A 15988-nucleotide genomic window follows, 5' to 3' on the forward strand; every position below is an offset into this window, starting at 1 on the left:
GTCTCCCTGCCATTTCCTGAAGTATGTCTTTTCAGTTCAGGTTGCTTCCATTTATTGGTGCTCGATAGGCATCAAGTATGTGGGCCATATCATCACCTAGTGCGGTCAGATCCGAGGCAGAGAGATTCCGTTCTGCAATCGAGCGTAAGCCCATTATCTGGCTTTGCATCAGTCTGGCCAGGCGGGTGCAATTCGTTGATTCTTTCAGTTCGCCTCGTTGTTTGGCCTCCTCCAGAAGTTCTGAGAAAGATTGTTCGATGGCACTGAGGATTTCCCGGGCCTGGTGTGAATGCCCCTGGTGGGTATTGCTGGCCTCTAACAGGGTTTTGACGATGAGGCAGGCGCGGGAGGGCACGGCGTTTTCGTCGGCACAGCCATTTGCGATTTTCCGGAGGTAGCCTTTGAGACCCTCCAGAATAGAATCGTAACCCGACATATGTGCGGCCAGTTCAGCTCCGCCAGCCTCGGCATAGCGCGCCAAGGCTTCAGAATAAAGCTTGTCTTTGTTCCCAAATGTTGCATAGATGCTACCGGGGCGCATATCCAAAGCCTGCTCAAGTTGCTTTAATGAGCTGCCGTGATAACCCCTTCTCCAAAAAAGGTCCATGGCCTGACTAAGGGCTGATTCGCGTTCAAAACTAGGGGTTCTCGCCATGAGAATTACCGTAAATTGCGACTTTTAATAAGGACTCAATTATAGTTTGAATGATCGTTCATTAATAGTTGTGGTACTCCAGTGTCTGAACGGTCACTCAGAAATGTGAGGGGGGATGAACATGACTGATTTTAAGAAGCACGATTTTCACAGCGCACCGGAAAGAGCCGGACCACTCCTGGAACACTCACAGAAGAACATGGATATGATTCATAGGGTAATGCCGGAATCACCTTATGTGCTGGAGGTGAGTCTGGGGCTGTCCAGAAAACGATGAGTAACAACACAAACCATAACCCATCCGCCTTCAACATGACCTGTAGAATACTCTGATGAACCGTTCCCCATGGGTTTTCCGTCTCACTATTTTGGTCATTGCCGCACTCGTGATGGGGGCCATTTGGCTGGTCCTTCGCCACTTGGGCATGCCCGGAAGCCTGGCGCCCGTTGCGCTGGCTGAATGGCTTAACGAGCAGGGCATGTTCGGCCCACTGTTGCTTATGTTATTGATGATCCTCGCGGTAGTTGTCGGGCCTATTCCGACATTGCCCATCAGCGCTGCATCCGGGCTGGTGTATGGCATGTTTGCCGGAACGGCCATTGCAGTGATTGGCGCGCTCGCCGGGTCGCTTATTGCCTTTTACCTGGCGCGGATGCTTGGGCGCGATGCCGTTCAGAAGAAATGGGAGCACAATCCGATGTTCTCGGCACGGGGCTCGCAACGATTCCTGTTTTTCGCGGTGCTGCTGACCCGGCTGATCCCTCTATTCTCCTTTGCCTTGGTCAGCTATGCAGCCGGAGTCACCGCAATACATCTTTGGCGTTACGCCCTTGCGACTACTCTGGGCATGCTGCCAATGACCTTCGTTTTTGCAGGGCTTGGCCAAAGCTTTGAATTCAATCCGGTGCTGACGGTAATAGCCGCTGTTGTTGTTCTGGTGTTTATGAGTACCCTGCCGATTTATCTTGGCCGGCACCCAAATTCCAGGCTGGCTCGCTGGCTGCATTTGAATAACGTCATTTGAGCGGAAGAGCTTTGCTATCGAAGGGCAAGCCTACAGTTTCAATGAGATGGTAAAGGAAGTTCTGCCAGCGGCTTTCTGTTCTGAACAGCCTGGTCGATTTTCCCGAGTTGCGTTAACCCCGTTCTCGGAAACGGGTACAAAAAGGCCACTAACTCGGAGATTAGCAGCCTTTTCCGTTCCTGATTATTTGGCAGCGACTTTCACATCTACAACCTTGTCAGTGGTTGTTGTCGAAAAGCTCCTTGCTTCGTTGTATCGGTCTGCTTGACCATTCATGGCCAGTGCAGAAGAAGCAGAGAACGACAGGGCAATAGCGGCGAGTATCAGTGTCAGTTTTTTCATGGTTTGCTACCTCATTCGGGGTGATGCACGGGGTCTGTCCGATGCTCGGTCAGGCCGCGCTTACGAGGTATAGACAACCGGCTGGCTCTTTATGTTACAGATTTTTTGGAAGTGGCAAAAAAATCGGGGATTTTCATATAGCCAGACGTCATAGAAACAGGGCTACCCATTACTCAGCATAGAATTCATAATGATCGCTCAAAAACTGATAGTGATTAAGGAGAAGCGTCATGAGCCGCATATTGGCCATTGTCCTGCTGATTGCCAGCTCACTTGCGTGGGCGGACGGTGATAGAACGCCGCCCCTAGTTGATGCCAACTGGCTTGAAGCGAACCTCGAGCGAGATAACCTGGTCGTGCTGGATGTCCGTTCAGGTATTGATAATGGTGGTGACCGAAGCAGCTTTCAGAATGCTCATATCCCCGGAGCTGTTTACAGCAGCTATACCGGTGATGGCTGGCGTGAAAGCCGGGATGGTGTCAGGGGCCTATTGCCTCCTGTTGCGAATATGGAGCGCCTGATTGGTAGCCTGGGGATCAGCAACAACGATACCGTTGTGGTTGTGCCTGCGGGCACGGGCGCAACCGATTTCGGAAGTGCCGCCCGTGTGTACTGGACCTTCAGAGTGCTGGGCCACAACGAGGTGACCATTCTCAATGGTGGCTTTGCGGGCTGGAAGGCTGCTGGTTACCAAGTAGACAGCGGTGAGGGAGAGCAGCGGGATGTAGTGCAGTTTGAGGGTACTCTGCAGCCGGAATTGCTTGCAAATCTAGAGGAGGTTCAGGAAGCCCGAGATAGCCAGGCACAGCTGGTGGATGCGCGCCCGAGCGACTATTTCAGAGGCGAAAACCAATCCCCGGATGCCAAAGCCCCTGGCACGATTCCCGGTTCCCGCAATTTGCCCCATGCCGGCTTTCTTGGTGAGCAAGACGCAGTCTGGTTTTTGAACGAAGAAGGTATCACCGCGCAGGTTAATCAGGCCGAGCTGAATCCCGGCACTCGCACCATTGCTTTTTGCAATACTGGCCATTGGGCGGCTACAGACTGGTTCGTGTTGAGTGAATTGGCAGGGTTCAAGGAAGTGGCGCTCTACGATGGCTCCATGGCTGAGTGGTCTCAAGACAGCAGTCGGCCGATGCAAGTGGCGAAAAAGGGCCTTGGCAAACTTCTCGACCTGTTTAACTAACCCGTTTAACCGAGTGGACTCGTAATGACAGATTCTGCAATTCTCCAGCGCGGGCTTCAGCAGCCCGGCTGGCAGATGGATCGATTTATTGTAGCAACTGCGCTGGCAGGCTTTGCTTTGCTGGGAGGGCTGATATGGTTGGAAACAGCGCCCTTCATGGTGGCGCTGTTTGTAATTGGTACTGTGTTGGGCATAGCCCTGTATCACGGGGCGTTCGGCTTTACGGCAGGTTGGCGCAACCTGGTCGTTAAAAAGCGCGGTGCCGGTATGCGTGCACAACTCATGCTGTTTGGGCTTTCTTCCCTGATTATGGTGCCCATGCTCTACAGTGGGCAGGCCGGGCTTGTGGGTGCTGTTGCTCCGGTAGGTACCTCTCTGGTTGTGGGCTCCTTTATTTTTGGGCTCGGTATGCAACTTGGTGGAGGGTGTGGCTCCGGCACCTTGTTTACGGTAGGTGCCGGCAATATCCGCATGGTGGTGACGCTGGTGTTTTTTATAGCGGGTACTGTACTTGGATCCATCCATCTGCCCTGGTGGCTGGATCAGCCGGGCTTCGACCCGGTGCCACTGGTCAACACCTTTGGGGTCAGTGGAGCCATTATTGTTCAGCTTCTGGGGCTGGGCCTGATTGCCCGCTGGGTTAACCGGGTTGAGCGCAAGGCTCACGGTAATCTTGAGCGGGATGAATTGCTCTGGAAAGGCCAGGGGCATGGGGTATTCAAAACCCTGCTTAGTGGCCGCTGGCCGTTTACCTGGGCGATTCTGATCCTGGCTGCGGGCAATGCGCTGACCTTGGCGATCAGCGGTGCCCCCTGGAGCATTACCTTTGCTTTTAACGTGTGGGGCGCCAAAGCCCTGGAAATGATGGGTGTGAATATGTCCCAGTTCGAGTTCTGGACTTGGGAATACCCTGCTATGGCCTTAAAGGATTCGGTGCTCACCAACGCTCCCTCTGTGATGAATTTTGGGCTGTTGCTCGGCGCCATGCTGGCGGCAGGCCTGGCCAACCGTTTTAATGAGGCGAGCCGTAATCGGCCGGAAGGTCGACAGTTTTTGGCCTCCGTGGTAGGTGGTTTGCTGCTGGGTTATGGTGCCCGTTTGGGCTTTGGCTGCAACATCGGGGCGCTGTTTTCGGGCATAGCCTCAGCCAGCCTACACGCTTGGATCTGGTTTGCCTGTGCCTTCGCTGGGTCTCTACTGGGAATACGTCTGCGGCCCTGGTTCCGGCTGCCAAACTGATGCGGGAGAAGAACATGGAACGAGCTTATAGCCCCGCCCGCATCTTAGTGATGCTTGGGATTATTCTGGTGCTGATCATGGTCGACCATCTGAACAGTCCCACCTTTGCGTTCAATTCCGGGCAGGGCAACGTCGAAACGGCATTGAGTCAGCGGGATGAAACGGCCTGCGCGCCTTGTGGAGCACCTTGCCCTTCAACACGAGACTGACCGACAAACGAGCCCGTTACTCTTGCACTCGGGGTTGGTGGCCAGAATTCCCCAATTCTGGCCACCTGACACGAAGGCGGGTTAAGCGTTTGCTCTGTCTGCCAGGCAGATCTGATCAAGGATCTCTCTCGCTCGTCATGATCAGAATTTGAGATCGAGAAAGTTGCCCTTGGCTCTTCGGAGTAGTTCTTTTTCGGTCATCCGGGAGCTGGAGATGCTGTCCTCCCACTGTCTACGCCCCTGTGCCAGATTATAGGGGCAGCTTCGTGGAAAGGACGATGCATAGGCCGCAGGGTTTGCATCGAAGGCATCCTTCTGGGCGGCACCGGTGAACCAGTAAACATTTCCTTGATAGGTGCTCTGATGGTCCCCTATCGTGAAAGTTGGGTGCTGGGTCAGAATATGCAGACCCCGGCGGACATTGAAAACCCGGCGCGCATTTGAGCCTCTGGCTGTCCACGGATACGGTTGACGACCGAAACCTGTCAGCAAGCGAAGACCCTAGAAACAGCTTTGGCTCTTTTATGGCGGAGTATCGGTTTTAGTACCGCCCGATGTGTCGGGCAGGGTTTTCGTGTCAATGAGAAACTGTTGAAACGGCTCTGATTGGCGCAGAAGCTCCCCACCAAGTTCAATTAGGGCGTCGACGTCATCTGCAGTTAGCGCTGCCGTGGGAAGTGCATTGTAGTGGGCCCGCCTGGCAGGATCTTCCACCTGGTTGAATGTCAGGGTTGAAAAGTAGACGTTAACAAGTGGCTTGTCGGATGGGCGGATGAGGTTGAGGCTTTCGCCCCATGCCAGGAATTCCCGGCGCGCCTGGGAAATGTTTTCGGTGGTTAGTGTATTGAACGCCGCATCAAAGGAGGCCGCAAGGGTATCGATCGTTCCCGGTTCCGCGCCGGATGCCGCCCAGGGGTAGGATGAATAAACCTGGGCATTGACCAGAACGACGAGAACTTTCTCAACGCTCTCGAGGGCGCGGGGGTTAAAAGCACCAGCCATTTGTTGGACGTCGCCACGATGGGCAACCGGGCTCATCATGGATCCTCGTACTCCTATGTTGTCGGTAATGCCCCCGTCGGCCAGGCTCAGATACGGCATTTGTGCCGGATCAAGGTAGCGTGACAGCCCCTGGGCAACGGCAAATTTCCTTGATAGCAGGTTGCGGCTATTTAGTGCCTCGGTGACCCAGAATTTGTTCTTTGTTTCACAACCAGGGTAGTTATGGAGCCTCATGGACGCGAACGCGGGTGGCACGGTCGAAGAGGCCATGACGGCGTTGGCAACAGGATAGTTGCTCAAGTCAGAGCAGAGAAAATCAAACTGTTGCTGTATGAAGGAAAAGGTCAGCGCATTGTTCAAATCCGTGGCATTGATAATCACAAATGGAAGTTGCCCAACCGACAGATCGGCAAAGGTTTTATCCTCAAAAATCTCTGTGCCCAGAAACTCTGCCATCAGATCCGAGCGGTTGAAATCAGGAGAAATCAGTCGGGCCACGTTGTAAGGGTTCGCCAGCATCCAGCCATAAGTACGTGGCCAGTTACGACGCAGGAAACGGTCCTCGAAATCGTCAAACAGTCGATCGCCGAAAAGACCGTAGTAAGCTGCGGTATAACTACCGCCCGAAACGGCGGAAATCACATCAACCTGATCCAGTAGTCGGGTGGGCTGGTTGTCAATCACCAGTTGCTCATGTCGAAGTGCATTCAGAACACCATAGGAAAGCGCTGCGGCCCGGGTTCCGCCTCCGGAAAAGGCAAGTACAACAAACAACCGTTCGTCGTTGGCGGGCAGTCGCGACTGGAAGTCATAGTGGGCGGCAGTGGCAGTGTCGACCAGCTTGGTATTGATTATGCCCGTCGAGCAGCCACCCAGCAGAAGCGGGAGTGTCGCCAGAATGCCGAGGAGCGGTAATGGCATAAGGCAGCTATTCTTACGAAAGAAAAACGCCATTTCATGGCCTTTGCTGTAACAATTGGCACTGCTTGGTAGTCCATTAAGAGTAGACCATCTTAATGGGCAAGGAAAAACATTATGACAAGATCCAAAGTGCAGTTCGCAAATGCTCAGGGCCAGAGCCTTGCGGGCTTGTTGGAGTTGCCGGGCGAGGGCAAGCCTTATGCTATGGCCCTGTTCGCCCACTGTTTTACATGTGGAAAGGATATTGCTGCAGCGTCCCGGATAGGGCGCGCCCTCGTGAAGCAGGGTATTGGTGTGTTGCGTTTCGACTTTACCGGGTTGGGCAACAGTGACGGGGATTTTGGCAATACCAATTTCTCCTCCAACATCGAGGATTTGCTGGCGGCCGGTGAATTCCTCGAGCAACACTACGAGGCGCCGCGAATGATCATTGGTCACAGCCTGGGAGGCGCCGCGGTTTTGGCAGCAGCCCAGCGCATGCCGTCCCTTGAAGCCGTTGCCACCATCGGGGCACCGGCTACCGCCCATCACGTCCAGCATCTTTTCGACAGCAAGGCCGACGAGATTCGTGAGTCCGGTGAAGCCGAAGTGACCCTGGCCGGTCGGACATTCAATGTAAAATCGCAGATGCTGGATGATCTGGTGCAATGGAATACACCGGACCACATCGGTAATCTGCGTAAGGCACTGATTATTTTCCATTCGCCGGTTGATGAGGTTGTGGGTATCAACGAAGCGGCCACTATCTATCAGGCGGCCAAGCATCCCAAAAGCTTTATATCCCTTGATAATGCCGATCATCTGTTATCAAAAGCTGCGGATGCGGAATATGTTGCGGATATGCTCGTGGCCTGGTCCAGCCGGTACCTCTAACGTTACGGCGTTAATCCGGCATTCGGCGAAACGGGCAAACACCTTGGCAGTGGTCTTCTGATGGGGGGCGGGTCGGCACTTGCGCTTTGGGGGAACGATTTCCAGTTGTTGTTGGCTTTGCCCGCACGCCGAAGGCGCGGCCATTCCGCCTCAAACAATGCAGTCCAATGACCACGCCTGCGGCGTCGCGTATCGAACTCACAAACGCTATCCGTCTGTTTTCTTGTAACACTTTTCTCTGAGCAGTGTCTGTAGGGTGTAAATATTGCAAACCCTTGGGGGCTCTTGACCAAATTGGTCGCGGGGCTGCCAGTCCCATTCAGATAACTTCACATAGACTGAGAGGTATTGAAATGAGTAACAATTTGAGAGGAATTATCGCCGGGCTGATTGCAACCGTCGTTCTCTCCATACTGATGTTCGTCAAGAGCATGATGGGTGTGATGCCCGATCTTAATGTTATCGAGATGTTGGCCAGTCAGATGGGTGGCAGCATAGTGATAGGCTGGGCCGCGCACTTTATCATCGGCGCGATTTTCTATGGCCTGGCATTTGCGAATCTGGGCAGCATGATTCCGGGCGGCTCTGCCATTGGCCGGGGTATCGTACTGGGCGTGATCGGCTGGCTGATGATGATGGTGGCGCTGATGCCGATGGTGGGCGCCGGCTTCTTCGCGCTGAACATGGGTATTATGGCGGCGGTCGCGACGTTGGTGCTGCACGCTATCTTCGGCTTTGCGCTCGGCCTTACCTATAAAAAACTTGGCTCCTGACATTGTCATCCCGGGTGAGTGAGGAACGAGCTCGTGGGTGGGTAAAAAGCCGGCACTGATTCTGTGAAAATATACAGGTTCGCCTGTCAGTAGATCATGAGATATAGAACGACTTGCCTTAATTGCCGCGCTGGCCCTCTGTAACCTTTGCGTTGTTGGTCGGGTTGTAAACCCCTTGGGTGGAGCTGGTCTCCACCCTTTTTTTGATTGCCTCCTCAATTATCCAGAGTCTGTCCTGACCCCAACAGCTGACGGTTCCATAGCGGAAACTCGGAACGCCCCAAAGCCCGCAGTCATACATTGCCTTACGGTTTACTTCCGCCCATTCACGCCAACTCTGGTTATCTAACAGAGTCTCTGCCTTCTGCCATTCTAAGCCAGCGCGCTCTACGATAATTTTCAGGCCTGCATCGGTTTCCGAGCGTATGCCTTCGGCATTGACGGCTCGGGCGTAGCTAAGCATGTACTCGATTTCACGGCCCAGAGAGCGGGCGTATTCAAACAGGGCATAACATCTTTCCACGCCAGGCCCGAGAGGGTCAGCGACAAAGCCATAAGGAATGCCCAGCTTATCGGCTTCCCTTTTTGTGTCGTGGAAGATGTACCACTTCTTGGCATCGGGCACCGATTGCCCGCGCATTACCATGGGGAGCACCGGCCTCAGTTGCAGAGGTATATTCCACGCCTTCGCCAGTAGGATTGCCCGTTCCAGGCCGAGGTAGGAGTAGGGGCTGCGAATGGAAAAGAACACATCCAGAGGCGTCTCGGCGGCCGGATGGCCATCGGGTAATCTAGTGGAGGTATTTGTTAAATCAGCCCAGGTGCGGGTATAGGTTATCGCCCTTGAGGCGTCCCGATTCAGCCCTTGATCGGTGAGGCTTCGTTCAAGATGGTCCAGCCGGTCTACGCCCCAGAACCACTCACCCAGATGCCAAATCATGCTGCCTTGGTAATGGCCGAGCCGCCGAAGCATTTTTTCATTATCGAGCAGAGTTTGATTATCAAGATCTGTAGGTTCCGGACCTAGCTTGCTTTGGGAATCGGAACTCCAGAGATCCGTCAATAAACGGACAGCGGTATTGAGTCCGTCGTTGGCTTGTTCGGCCTGAAGTAGCTGGGTGGTGGCGGCCTTGAGTTCGGCTTCCGAGAGTGGCGTTGGCCGGTCAGGCGGCGTGAGGTTATACAGTTTGGCGATCAGGGTGGCGTCCTGTTGAGCCCACGAGGCCCACAGCGCCGGCTCGGGGAACATTTCTTCATCCAGTTGCCAAACAGTATGGAGCCGAATGCGCACCTCAAAATGCTTTTGCAATTGGACAAGCGCCTGCAACAAAGGGAGTCCGAAAGGGTCTCGAGGGTTCACGAACACCCGAACAAGGTCGCTCTCGCCCCGCAGCTTTGCCCGAGCTTTGTGCATGGATCGTTGTAGAGCATGTCGGTATGGACTGGAAAATGCGCGGGCGAACCAGGGCATAAGATCCGCTTTGACCGGGAGACGCATAAGAAGGAGTCTCTTTATTTGTTATTGATTGATCAGAAAGTTCTTTACGTACTGTAACAGTTGCACTTCTTCTGTGTCTCTATCCGTGAAATGCGAATATTCAATGCCTTGGAAGGTACCGAAGCAGTGAGTGATTTTTTTAATGACCCGCAACCTGCCAGGAAAGGTAGGCAGCCAAACGCCTCGACAGCCAATTAAGAAACATTCAGTACCCCGGTCGCAAGTCTGTTTATATTGAAAGCACAGACAGACAATCGGGGCACCTGTTACGCAAGCCGCCAGTGCATGGTGCTAGGCTAGGGCGGGAGTCGGCTGCCGTGAAAGCGTAAGGGTATCGTAGTCCCTTAGTAGGAATAACGCGGCACAAGCAGCCAGCATTGGCCAGGCAGCGAAGAATATGAGGTTGTCGAAAGGTTGGAGGTATTTGCTGAATGCCGCGAGGGTGGAAACCCCGTGGAACACCAGAATGGCACCGTAGGTCCAGGTTTTAAAGAGCCCTGTGACGAAGGCGAGAATCAGTGCCAGTTGGGCGACACCCATTGCATAAAAAGCGCTTTCCCCAAGACTTCCCAGCCCATAGAACGCGGTAAAGACTTTGGCCGCGTGTTCGGGTTGCACCAGTTTGTCCAGGGTCCAGAACAGAAATACAATAAAAACGCCGAGTCTGAGAAGCAGCAGGGCAAGGGGTAACTGTTTGGGCATTCTTTTCTCCTTCGTGGTTTTTGAACGATCGCTCCAGTGACAGGGATGATCATGCAGAGTTCCACCCAAGAGATCATTTTAGTAACAGCCAGGCAGAGCTATGTCTGGCAGAACGCCAAATATTGTTGAGGTGATGATGTCTTTTATCGAGATTTTGCGTAAGCAAGCTCTCCATTGCAGCGAAGCCGGTTTACTTGCCATAAGCGATGGCACGCCGCGTCGTGCCGCAAAGTTGGCGGCGGTGGTAGGTACTCTGCTGGTGGTGATTAATCAGTGGGAAGCGGTCACCGGAGCGGGTTCAATGGATTGGCAGAAGGTTGCGTTAACCTATTGCGTGCCTTACTTCGTCTCGACCTATACCAGTGTAAGCAAGGACATGCATTTACTACGGGAAGCCGAAATGGCAAGACAGAGTGTGCATGAGGAAGCTCAAACGACCCAGGTTCGGCAAGGCACGTTGTAACAAATTCGTTGAACGGATGTCTGACAGCTCTGTGAGCGGCAGGCTTTATCCTGTTATTCGCGAACGTGGCCCCTACTCCGACGGCTTCGGCGACCCGTTTATCGATTTTTTAACTCAGCTCCTCATTTCCTGTCCGGATGAATGCACCTTTAACAAATCGGTAATCGCGCTCAGATTGCCGATGAAGGTCCGGCGAAGTAGAGTTTCGAAATTCTTTAGTGATTGCTCAAAAATTTTTGTTCATGGAAGATGTAACATCCAGTCGGTGATCGTGTCATAACGATAACAACGTATTGGTTTAAACACTCCTAATAGGCATGGATATGAATCGCAGTAAGTTTCTCCTTATTATTGTTATCGTCGCGATCGTGGCTGTTTTCATCGGTTTCGACGGGCACAAACTCCTCACGCTGGAAAATCTCCAAGGCCATCAGGGGGCACTGGCGCAATGGATTGATCAGAATCTGTTGCTGGCGGTTGCAGGCTATGCCGGGATTTATGTGGTCGTAACGGCACTGTCTTTGCCCGGTGCGACGATCATGACTCTGGCCGGTGGTGCATTTTTTGGTAACCTTTATGGTCTGGCTGCTGTTTCCATTGCCTCAACCGTGGGTGCGTCCCTTGCATTTCTCGTAGCGAGATTTCTCATGCGTGACACGCTGCGTAAGCGATACGCTGAAACGGTAGCGAAGATGGACCGGGGAATTTCGAAGGATGGCGCTTTTTATCTGGCAACCCTGCGCCTGGTACCGGTGTTTCCCTTTTTCCTGATTAACCTGGCCATGGGCCTGACCGCCATGAAGCTGCGCACCTACGCTCTTGTAAGCTGGGCAGCCATGTTGCCGGGCACATTTGTGTTTGTGAACGCCGGAACCCAACTTGGGCAGATCGAGTCCACCGCTGACATCGTTTCCGCTGATCTGCTGCTTTCTTTCGCGTTGCTCGGGCTTTTCCCGCTGATTGCCAAGTTCGTGGTGGGTCTCATCCGCCGCCGCAAGGTATATGCGGGCTGGCAGAAGCCTGAGAGCTTCGATTACAACCTGCTGGTGATTGGCGGTGGTTCAGCCGGTCTGGTCTCTGCCTACATTGCTTCCGCGGTTAAGGCGAAGGTCGCGCTGATTGAAAAACACAAGATGGGTGGTGACTGCCTGAACACCGGCTGTGTGCCATCGAAAGCCCTTATCCGCAGTGCCAAGGCCGCGGATACCATGCGCCATGCCAACCGCTATGGGCTAGAGTCGGTGCCGGTGAAAGGCTCCTTCAAGAACATCATGAACCGTGTTCAAGAGGTGATTGCCAAGGTAGAACCCCACGATTCCCCCGAGCGGTACCGCAAGCTGGGTGTGGATTGCATCTCGGGCGAGGCGAGCTTCGTATCTCCGTGGGAGTTAGAAGTCCGGCACAATGATGGTCGTACCGAGCGGTTGACCGCTCGCAGCATTATTGTTGCCACGGGCGGAAAGCCGGCGATGCCACCGATTCCGGGGCTTGCCGAAATGGAGCCTTTGAACTCTGACAATCTATGGGAATTGCAGGAGCAGCCGGAGCGTTTGCTGGTTCTGGGTGGCGGACCAATCGGTTCCGAGTTGGCCCATGCGTTTGCTCGCTTGGGGAGCCAGGTGATTCAGGTAGAAATGGGCGACCGGTTGCTGGCGAAAGAAGACAGCGATGTGTCAGAGCTGGTAAAAGCGCAGTTCGAAAGCGATGGCATTGACCTTCGTCTGGAGCATGCGGCCAGGGAATTCGCCATCGAAGAGGGTGAGAAAGTCGTTTACTGCGAGCACAAGGGCGAGCGGGTTCGTATTGCCTTCGATCAGGTGTTGGTTGCAGTGGGTCGCGCCCCGAACACCAAAGGCCTGGGGCTTGAAAAAATTGGTATTGAAACTCTGCGCAATGGAACCGTGCCAGTTGAAGACGATATGAGCCTTCGCTACCCCAACGTGTTTGCGTGTGGTGATGTGGCAGGCCCCTATCAGTTTACCCATGCGGCGGCTCATCAGGCCTGGTATGCGGCGGTAAACGGTTTGTTCGGCCAGTTCAAACGTTTCCGTGTGGATTATCGGGTCATGCCCTGGGTGACTTTTACTTCGCCCGAGGTGGCGCGGGTTGGGCTCAGCGAAGCAGAAGCTAAAGAGCAGGGCGTCGCCTACGAAATTACCCGTTATGGGTTGGATGATCTGGACCGCGCTATTGCCGAAGGCGAAGACTACGGCTTCATAAAAATCCTGACAGTGCCAGGTAAGGACAAGATCCTCGGTGTGGTAGTGGCTGGCTCTCACGCAGGTGAAATCCTCTCGGAATTTACTCTGGCGATGAAGCATGGCCTGGGTCTGAACAAGATTCTGGGCACCATTCACCCCTACCCGACCTGGAACGAGTCGGCCAAGTATGCGGCTGGCGAGTGGAAACGTGCCCATGCTCCTGAAGGTATTCTGAAATTGTTGGAGAAGCTGCACGACTGGCGCCGGGGTAAAGGCCAAGCTCACGAACAAAACGTAAAGAAATAACTACGGGCTGAAAAATGTGGGGCGATGGCTGCAACCAAACGGCTTCGCCCATGTCCGAGAACCCTTATTCCTGAACCATCAAGGAGCCTCCATGCCCCTGATTGAACCCCGACCTGCCAGAAAGCGCATTCCGGCGGTAGAAGTACTAGAGTCCAGAGCTTTTGATAGCTGGACTCACACCCGCAACGGCGACCCTCGCGGATACATCGACGCCGTCAAGCTGAAAGAGTTGTGGATTCACACGGGTACTGCCTGCAATCTGGCCTGCCCGTTCTGCCTGGAAGGCAGCCACCCGGGCGATGGTCGTATCCCCGGCATGAAGCTGAGCGATGTGAAGCCGTTTATTCACGAAGCCATCGATATGGGTGTGGAGCAGCTTTCGTTCACCGGTGGCGAGCCGTTTGTGATTCGTGATTTTGTGAACATTCTGGATTATGCCAGTCAGCATCGGCCCTGCTTTGTGCTGACCAACGCCACGGAGCCGTTACTTAAACGCCGGCATCAGGTGTTGCCGTTGCTGAATAACCCTTACCCGATTCACTTCCGTGTGAGCCTCGATTTCCCGGATCAAGCTCGCCATGACAAGGATCGAGGTGAGGGGAGTTTTGATCAGGCGCTGGAGGGCATTCACTGGCTGGTTGAGCAGGGGTTCAAGGTGTCTATTGCTCGCCAAACGGATCCGGATGAAATTCCGGCTGATGTGGAAGCTGCGTTTCAGGAGATTTTCCGTGAGTGGCAGATTCCCGAAACTCTGGCGTTTACTGCGTTCCCGGATCTGGGTACGCCGGGATCAGAAGATGGTAGCCCGGAGATTACCGAGAACTGCATGGAGAAATACCCAACGGTTCAGAGTCAGTCGCACTTTATGTGCACGTATACGCGCATGCTGGTTAAGAAGGGCGATGCGGTGCGGGTTTATGCGTGCACGTTGGTAGATGATGATCCTCAGTATGACCTGGGCGGATCGCTGGCAGAGAGCATGGAGGAGCGCATTATGCTGCGGCACCATCGGTGTTTTTCCTGTTATCGGTATGGGGCTAGTTGTTCGGCGCCTAGTTGATTTTTTCAGGACTGGTCGTTGGGCCTCGCCCCCATAACCGCGGTTGAATTCAGTGCGGGTCTCTAGGAAGTCTTTGAGGCTTGAAAAGCCGAAACGAGCCCCGGACCACAACGAGGAAGTAAACAACAGTGAACATCACGGAAGCCTCCCTTTTTTGGGGGTTCTTGCTGGTTTATGGCGTGGTTATGTACGTTCTGTCGCCGAAAAGCAGGAATTCGGAGTCTTTTTACAGAGGCGCTGACGACCAGGGAAACCCGGTGAGTCAGTGGTCGTTGACGGCCAGTATTTTTATCAGCTGGATTTTCGCCAAGTCGGTGACCAATGCGGCGAATCTTGGCGCGACTTATGGCGTGACCGGAGGGCTGGCTTATGCCAGTTATTGGCTGTCGATTCCGGTGGCTGGGTACATCATTTATCTCATTCGGACACAGACTGGCGCGCGCAGTCTGCAGGATTTTCTTACCTCGCGGTTTGGACGTTTTGCTGGGTTGGCATTTGCGGCGGCGATTCTGATTCGGTTGTATAACGAGGTCTGGAGTAACACGGCGGTTGTGGGTGGTTACTTCGGGTTGCCCGGGGAGTGGGAATATTACGTTGCGGCTATGGTGTTCACGGCGTTTACGCTGGCTTATAGCCTGAAAGGCGGGCTTCGCTCTTCGATTTTTACCGATGTGATTCAGACCTTCGTGTTCGTGTTTTTCCTGGGTGCGGTGCTGTTCATGATTATCCCGGCCAACGAAACCTCGGCTTTGCTGAGCGAAGGTGAGTTCCGGTTAAATGCTGGGTTTGATCTGTTGTTGGTGGCTTTGTTACAGATGTTCAGTTATCCGTTTCATGACCCGGTGCTGACGGATCGGGGTTTCGTGAACAAGGAAAAAACCATGCTCAAGAGCTTTGTGGTTGCAGGCTTGTTGGGTTTTGTGGCGGTGTTTTTGTTCAGCCTGGTGGGTGTTCACGCTCGCCTGAATGGTATTGAGGCTATGGGCAATGCGCCCGCAGCAGTGGGTCAGTCCCTGGGGTTGGCAGCACTGTTTTTCATGAGTGTGGTGATGATGACGTCTGCAGGTTCGACGCTGGATTCTACGTTTACCTCGCTCGCCAAGTCTCTGGCGGTTGACCTGCCACGGTTGGCAAAACGGGCAAAAGACCGGCTGCCCAGTGTGCGGGTGGGTGCGGTAGTGATGATTGTGTTTGCGGTGATTGGCAATCTGCCCATGTTTGTCGGCACGGATATTCTCAAAGCTACCACCGTTTCCGGCACTATGGTGATGGGGCTGGCACCGGTGTTTCTGTTTTACGGATTCACCCGCTGGTCGCCCTGGAGTTTTCACCTCAGTTTTTGGATCGGTTTGGTGCTTGGTGTGCTGATGGCGGCGGGGCTGATTCCTGCCAGTTGGGCTATTGGTGACGGCGGGTATGCCTTGCTGCTCGGAACGAACGCCTATGGTTTTCTGATTTGTACCTTCGGATTTTTCCTGCCTCTGGCGTTAAAGCGCCTTGCCGGCAAGTCTCTTGCAACCAGTGGAGTGTGA

At 53.9% G+C, this 15988-nt stretch carries 15 protein-coding genes; 10 read left to right on the plus strand and 5 right to left on the minus strand.

Annotated features, from left to right (window positions below; translation table 11 throughout):
- Positions 1-31: 31 nt before the first annotated feature.
- Positions 32-655 (minus strand): TetR/AcrR family transcriptional regulator, encoded by a 624-nt coding sequence (locus tag K5L82_RS03800; protein WP_133005062.1) that lies wholly within the window; start codon positions 653-655, stop codon positions 32-34.
- 332 nt (positions 656-987) lie between these two features.
- On the opposite strand from K5L82_RS03800, the gene K5L82_RS03805 reads away from it, so the two are divergent.
- Positions 988-1680 (plus strand): TVP38/TMEM64 family protein, encoded by a 693-nt coding sequence (locus tag K5L82_RS03805; protein ID WP_133005063.1) that lies wholly within the window; start codon positions 988-990, stop codon positions 1678-1680.
- A gap of 183 nt (positions 1681-1863) precedes the next feature.
- Here K5L82_RS03805 and K5L82_RS03810 read toward each other — a convergent pair whose 3' ends face one another.
- Positions 1864-2022: a hypothetical protein gene (locus tag K5L82_RS03810; protein ID WP_165950584.1), complete on the minus strand. Its 159-nt coding sequence runs from the start codon at positions 2020-2022 to the stop codon at positions 1864-1866.
- Between the two features lie 230 nt (positions 2023-2252).
- Between K5L82_RS03810 and K5L82_RS03815 the strand changes: the two genes are divergently transcribed.
- Genes K5L82_RS03815 through K5L82_RS03825 form a run of 3 tightly spaced genes read left to right on the plus strand, consistent with a single transcriptional unit; the run spans position 2253 to position 4657 of the window.
- Positions 2253-3209 (plus strand): sulfurtransferase, encoded by a 957-nt coding sequence (locus K5L82_RS03815; protein ID WP_223133220.1) that lies wholly within the window; start codon positions 2253-2255, stop codon positions 3207-3209.
- 24 nt (positions 3210-3233) lie between these two features.
- Positions 3234-4448, plus strand: a complete 1215-nt coding sequence (locus tag K5L82_RS03820) for a YeeE/YedE family protein (protein WP_133005065.1) — start codon at positions 3234-3236, stop codon at positions 4446-4448.
- Between the two features lie 14 nt (positions 4449-4462).
- Positions 4463-4657 carry a hypothetical protein gene (locus K5L82_RS03825; protein ID WP_223133221.1) on the plus strand — a complete coding sequence of 65 codons (195 nt, stop codon included), beginning with the start codon at positions 4463-4465 and terminating at the stop codon, positions 4655-4657.
- Between the two features lie 522 nt (positions 4658-5179).
- Here the strand turns inward: K5L82_RS03825 and K5L82_RS03830 are convergent.
- Positions 5180-6580 (minus strand): patatin-like phospholipase family protein, encoded by a 1401-nt coding sequence (locus K5L82_RS03830; protein ID WP_262492490.1) that lies wholly within the window; start codon positions 6578-6580, stop codon positions 5180-5182.
- A gap of 114 nt (positions 6581-6694) precedes the next feature.
- Here K5L82_RS03830 and K5L82_RS03835 point away from each other — a divergent pair, with 114 nt between their 5' ends.
- Positions 6695-7453, plus strand: a complete 759-nt coding sequence (locus K5L82_RS03835; RefSeq protein ID WP_133005068.1) for an alpha/beta hydrolase family protein — start codon at positions 6695-6697, stop codon at positions 7451-7453.
- 353 nt (positions 7454-7806) lie between these two features.
- The gene (locus K5L82_RS03840; RefSeq protein WP_133005069.1) at positions 7807-8226 is read left to right on the plus strand and encodes a DUF6789 family protein; all 420 of its coding nucleotides are present in this window, start codon (positions 7807-7809) and stop codon (positions 8224-8226) included.
- Between the two features lie 118 nt (positions 8227-8344).
- Here K5L82_RS03840 and K5L82_RS03845 read toward each other — a convergent pair whose 3' ends face one another.
- Positions 8345-9724, minus strand: a complete 1380-nt coding sequence (locus K5L82_RS03845; protein ID WP_223133223.1) for a DsbA family protein — start codon at positions 9722-9724, stop codon at positions 8345-8347.
- Between the two features lie 291 nt (positions 9725-10015).
- On the minus strand, positions 10016-10426 hold the full coding sequence (locus K5L82_RS03850; RefSeq protein ID WP_223133224.1) for a hypothetical protein: 411 nt from the start codon (positions 10424-10426) through the stop codon (positions 10016-10018).
- Positions 10427-10526: 100 nt separating this feature from the next.
- Between K5L82_RS03850 and nrtS the strand changes: the two genes are divergently transcribed.
- The 4 genes from nrtS (at position 10527) to K5L82_RS03870 (ending at position 15988) form a co-directional block, all read left to right on the plus strand.
- Complete coding sequence (gene nrtS, locus K5L82_RS03855; RefSeq protein WP_262492491.1) at positions 10527-10889, plus strand: nitrate/nitrite transporter NrtS; 363 nt, start codon at positions 10527-10529, stop codon at positions 10887-10889.
- Positions 10890-11212: 323 nt separating this feature from the next.
- The gene (locus K5L82_RS03860) at positions 11213-13396 is read left to right on the plus strand and encodes an FAD-dependent oxidoreductase (RefSeq protein WP_223133225.1); all 2184 of its coding nucleotides are present in this window, start codon (positions 11213-11215) and stop codon (positions 13394-13396) included.
- A gap of 91 nt (positions 13397-13487) precedes the next feature.
- On the plus strand, positions 13488-14456 hold the full coding sequence (locus tag K5L82_RS03865; RefSeq protein WP_223133226.1) for a radical SAM protein: 969 nt from the start codon (positions 13488-13490) through the stop codon (positions 14454-14456).
- Positions 14457-14584: 128 nt separating this feature from the next.
- On the plus strand, positions 14585-15988 hold the full coding sequence (locus tag K5L82_RS03870; RefSeq protein ID WP_223133227.1) for a sodium:solute symporter family transporter: 1404 nt from the start codon (positions 14585-14587) through the stop codon (positions 15986-15988).

Origin of the sequence: Marinobacter sp. AL4B (assembly GCF_019916045.1) — a bacterium.
Lineage (GTDB): Bacteria > Pseudomonadota > Gammaproteobacteria > Pseudomonadales > Oleiphilaceae > Marinobacter.

What these genes read in the sequence shown, in the direction of transcription:
- K5L82_RS03845 (WP_223133223.1), bottom strand. Translation starts at nt 9,724, where the DNA reads ATGCGTCTCCCGGTCAAAGCGGATCTTATGCCCTGGTTCGCCCGCGCA.
- K5L82_RS03850 (WP_223133224.1), bottom strand. Translation starts at nt 10,426, where the DNA reads ATGCCCAAACAGTTACCCCTTGCCCTGCTGCTTCTCAGACTCGGCGTT.
- K5L82_RS03840 (WP_133005069.1), top strand. Translation starts at nt 7,807, where the DNA reads ATGAGTAACAATTTGAGAGGAATTATCGCCGGGCTGATTGCAACCGTC.
- K5L82_RS03800 (WP_133005062.1), bottom strand. Translation starts at nt 655, where the DNA reads ATGGCGAGAACCCCTAGTTTTGAACGCGAATCAGCCCTTAGTCAGGCC.
- K5L82_RS03810 (WP_165950584.1), bottom strand. Translation starts at nt 2,022, where the DNA reads ATGAAAAAACTGACACTGATACTCGCCGCTATTGCCCTGTCGTTCTCT.
- K5L82_RS03825 (WP_223133221.1), top strand. Translation starts at nt 4,463, where the DNA reads ATGGAACGAGCTTATAGCCCCGCCCGCATCTTAGTGATGCTTGGGATT.
- K5L82_RS03830 (WP_262492490.1), bottom strand. Translation starts at nt 6,580, where the DNA reads ATGCCATTACCGCTCCTCGGCATTCTGGCGACACTCCCGCTTCTGCTG.
- K5L82_RS03860 (WP_223133225.1), top strand. Translation starts at nt 11,213, where the DNA reads ATGAATCGCAGTAAGTTTCTCCTTATTATTGTTATCGTCGCGATCGTG.
- K5L82_RS03815 (WP_223133220.1), top strand. Translation starts at nt 2,253, where the DNA reads ATGAGCCGCATATTGGCCATTGTCCTGCTGATTGCCAGCTCACTTGCG.
- K5L82_RS03820 (WP_133005065.1), top strand. Translation starts at nt 3,234, where the DNA reads ATGACAGATTCTGCAATTCTCCAGCGCGGGCTTCAGCAGCCCGGCTGG.
- K5L82_RS03805 (WP_133005063.1), top strand. Translation starts at nt 988, where the DNA reads ATGAACCGTTCCCCATGGGTTTTCCGTCTCACTATTTTGGTCATTGCC.
- K5L82_RS03835 (WP_133005068.1), top strand. Translation starts at nt 6,695, where the DNA reads ATGACAAGATCCAAAGTGCAGTTCGCAAATGCTCAGGGCCAGAGCCTT.
- K5L82_RS03865 (WP_223133226.1), top strand. Translation starts at nt 13,488, where the DNA reads ATGCCCCTGATTGAACCCCGACCTGCCAGAAAGCGCATTCCGGCGGTA.
- nrtS (WP_262492491.1), top strand. Translation starts at nt 10,527, where the DNA reads ATGTCTGGCAGAACGCCAAATATTGTTGAGGTGATGATGTCTTTTATC.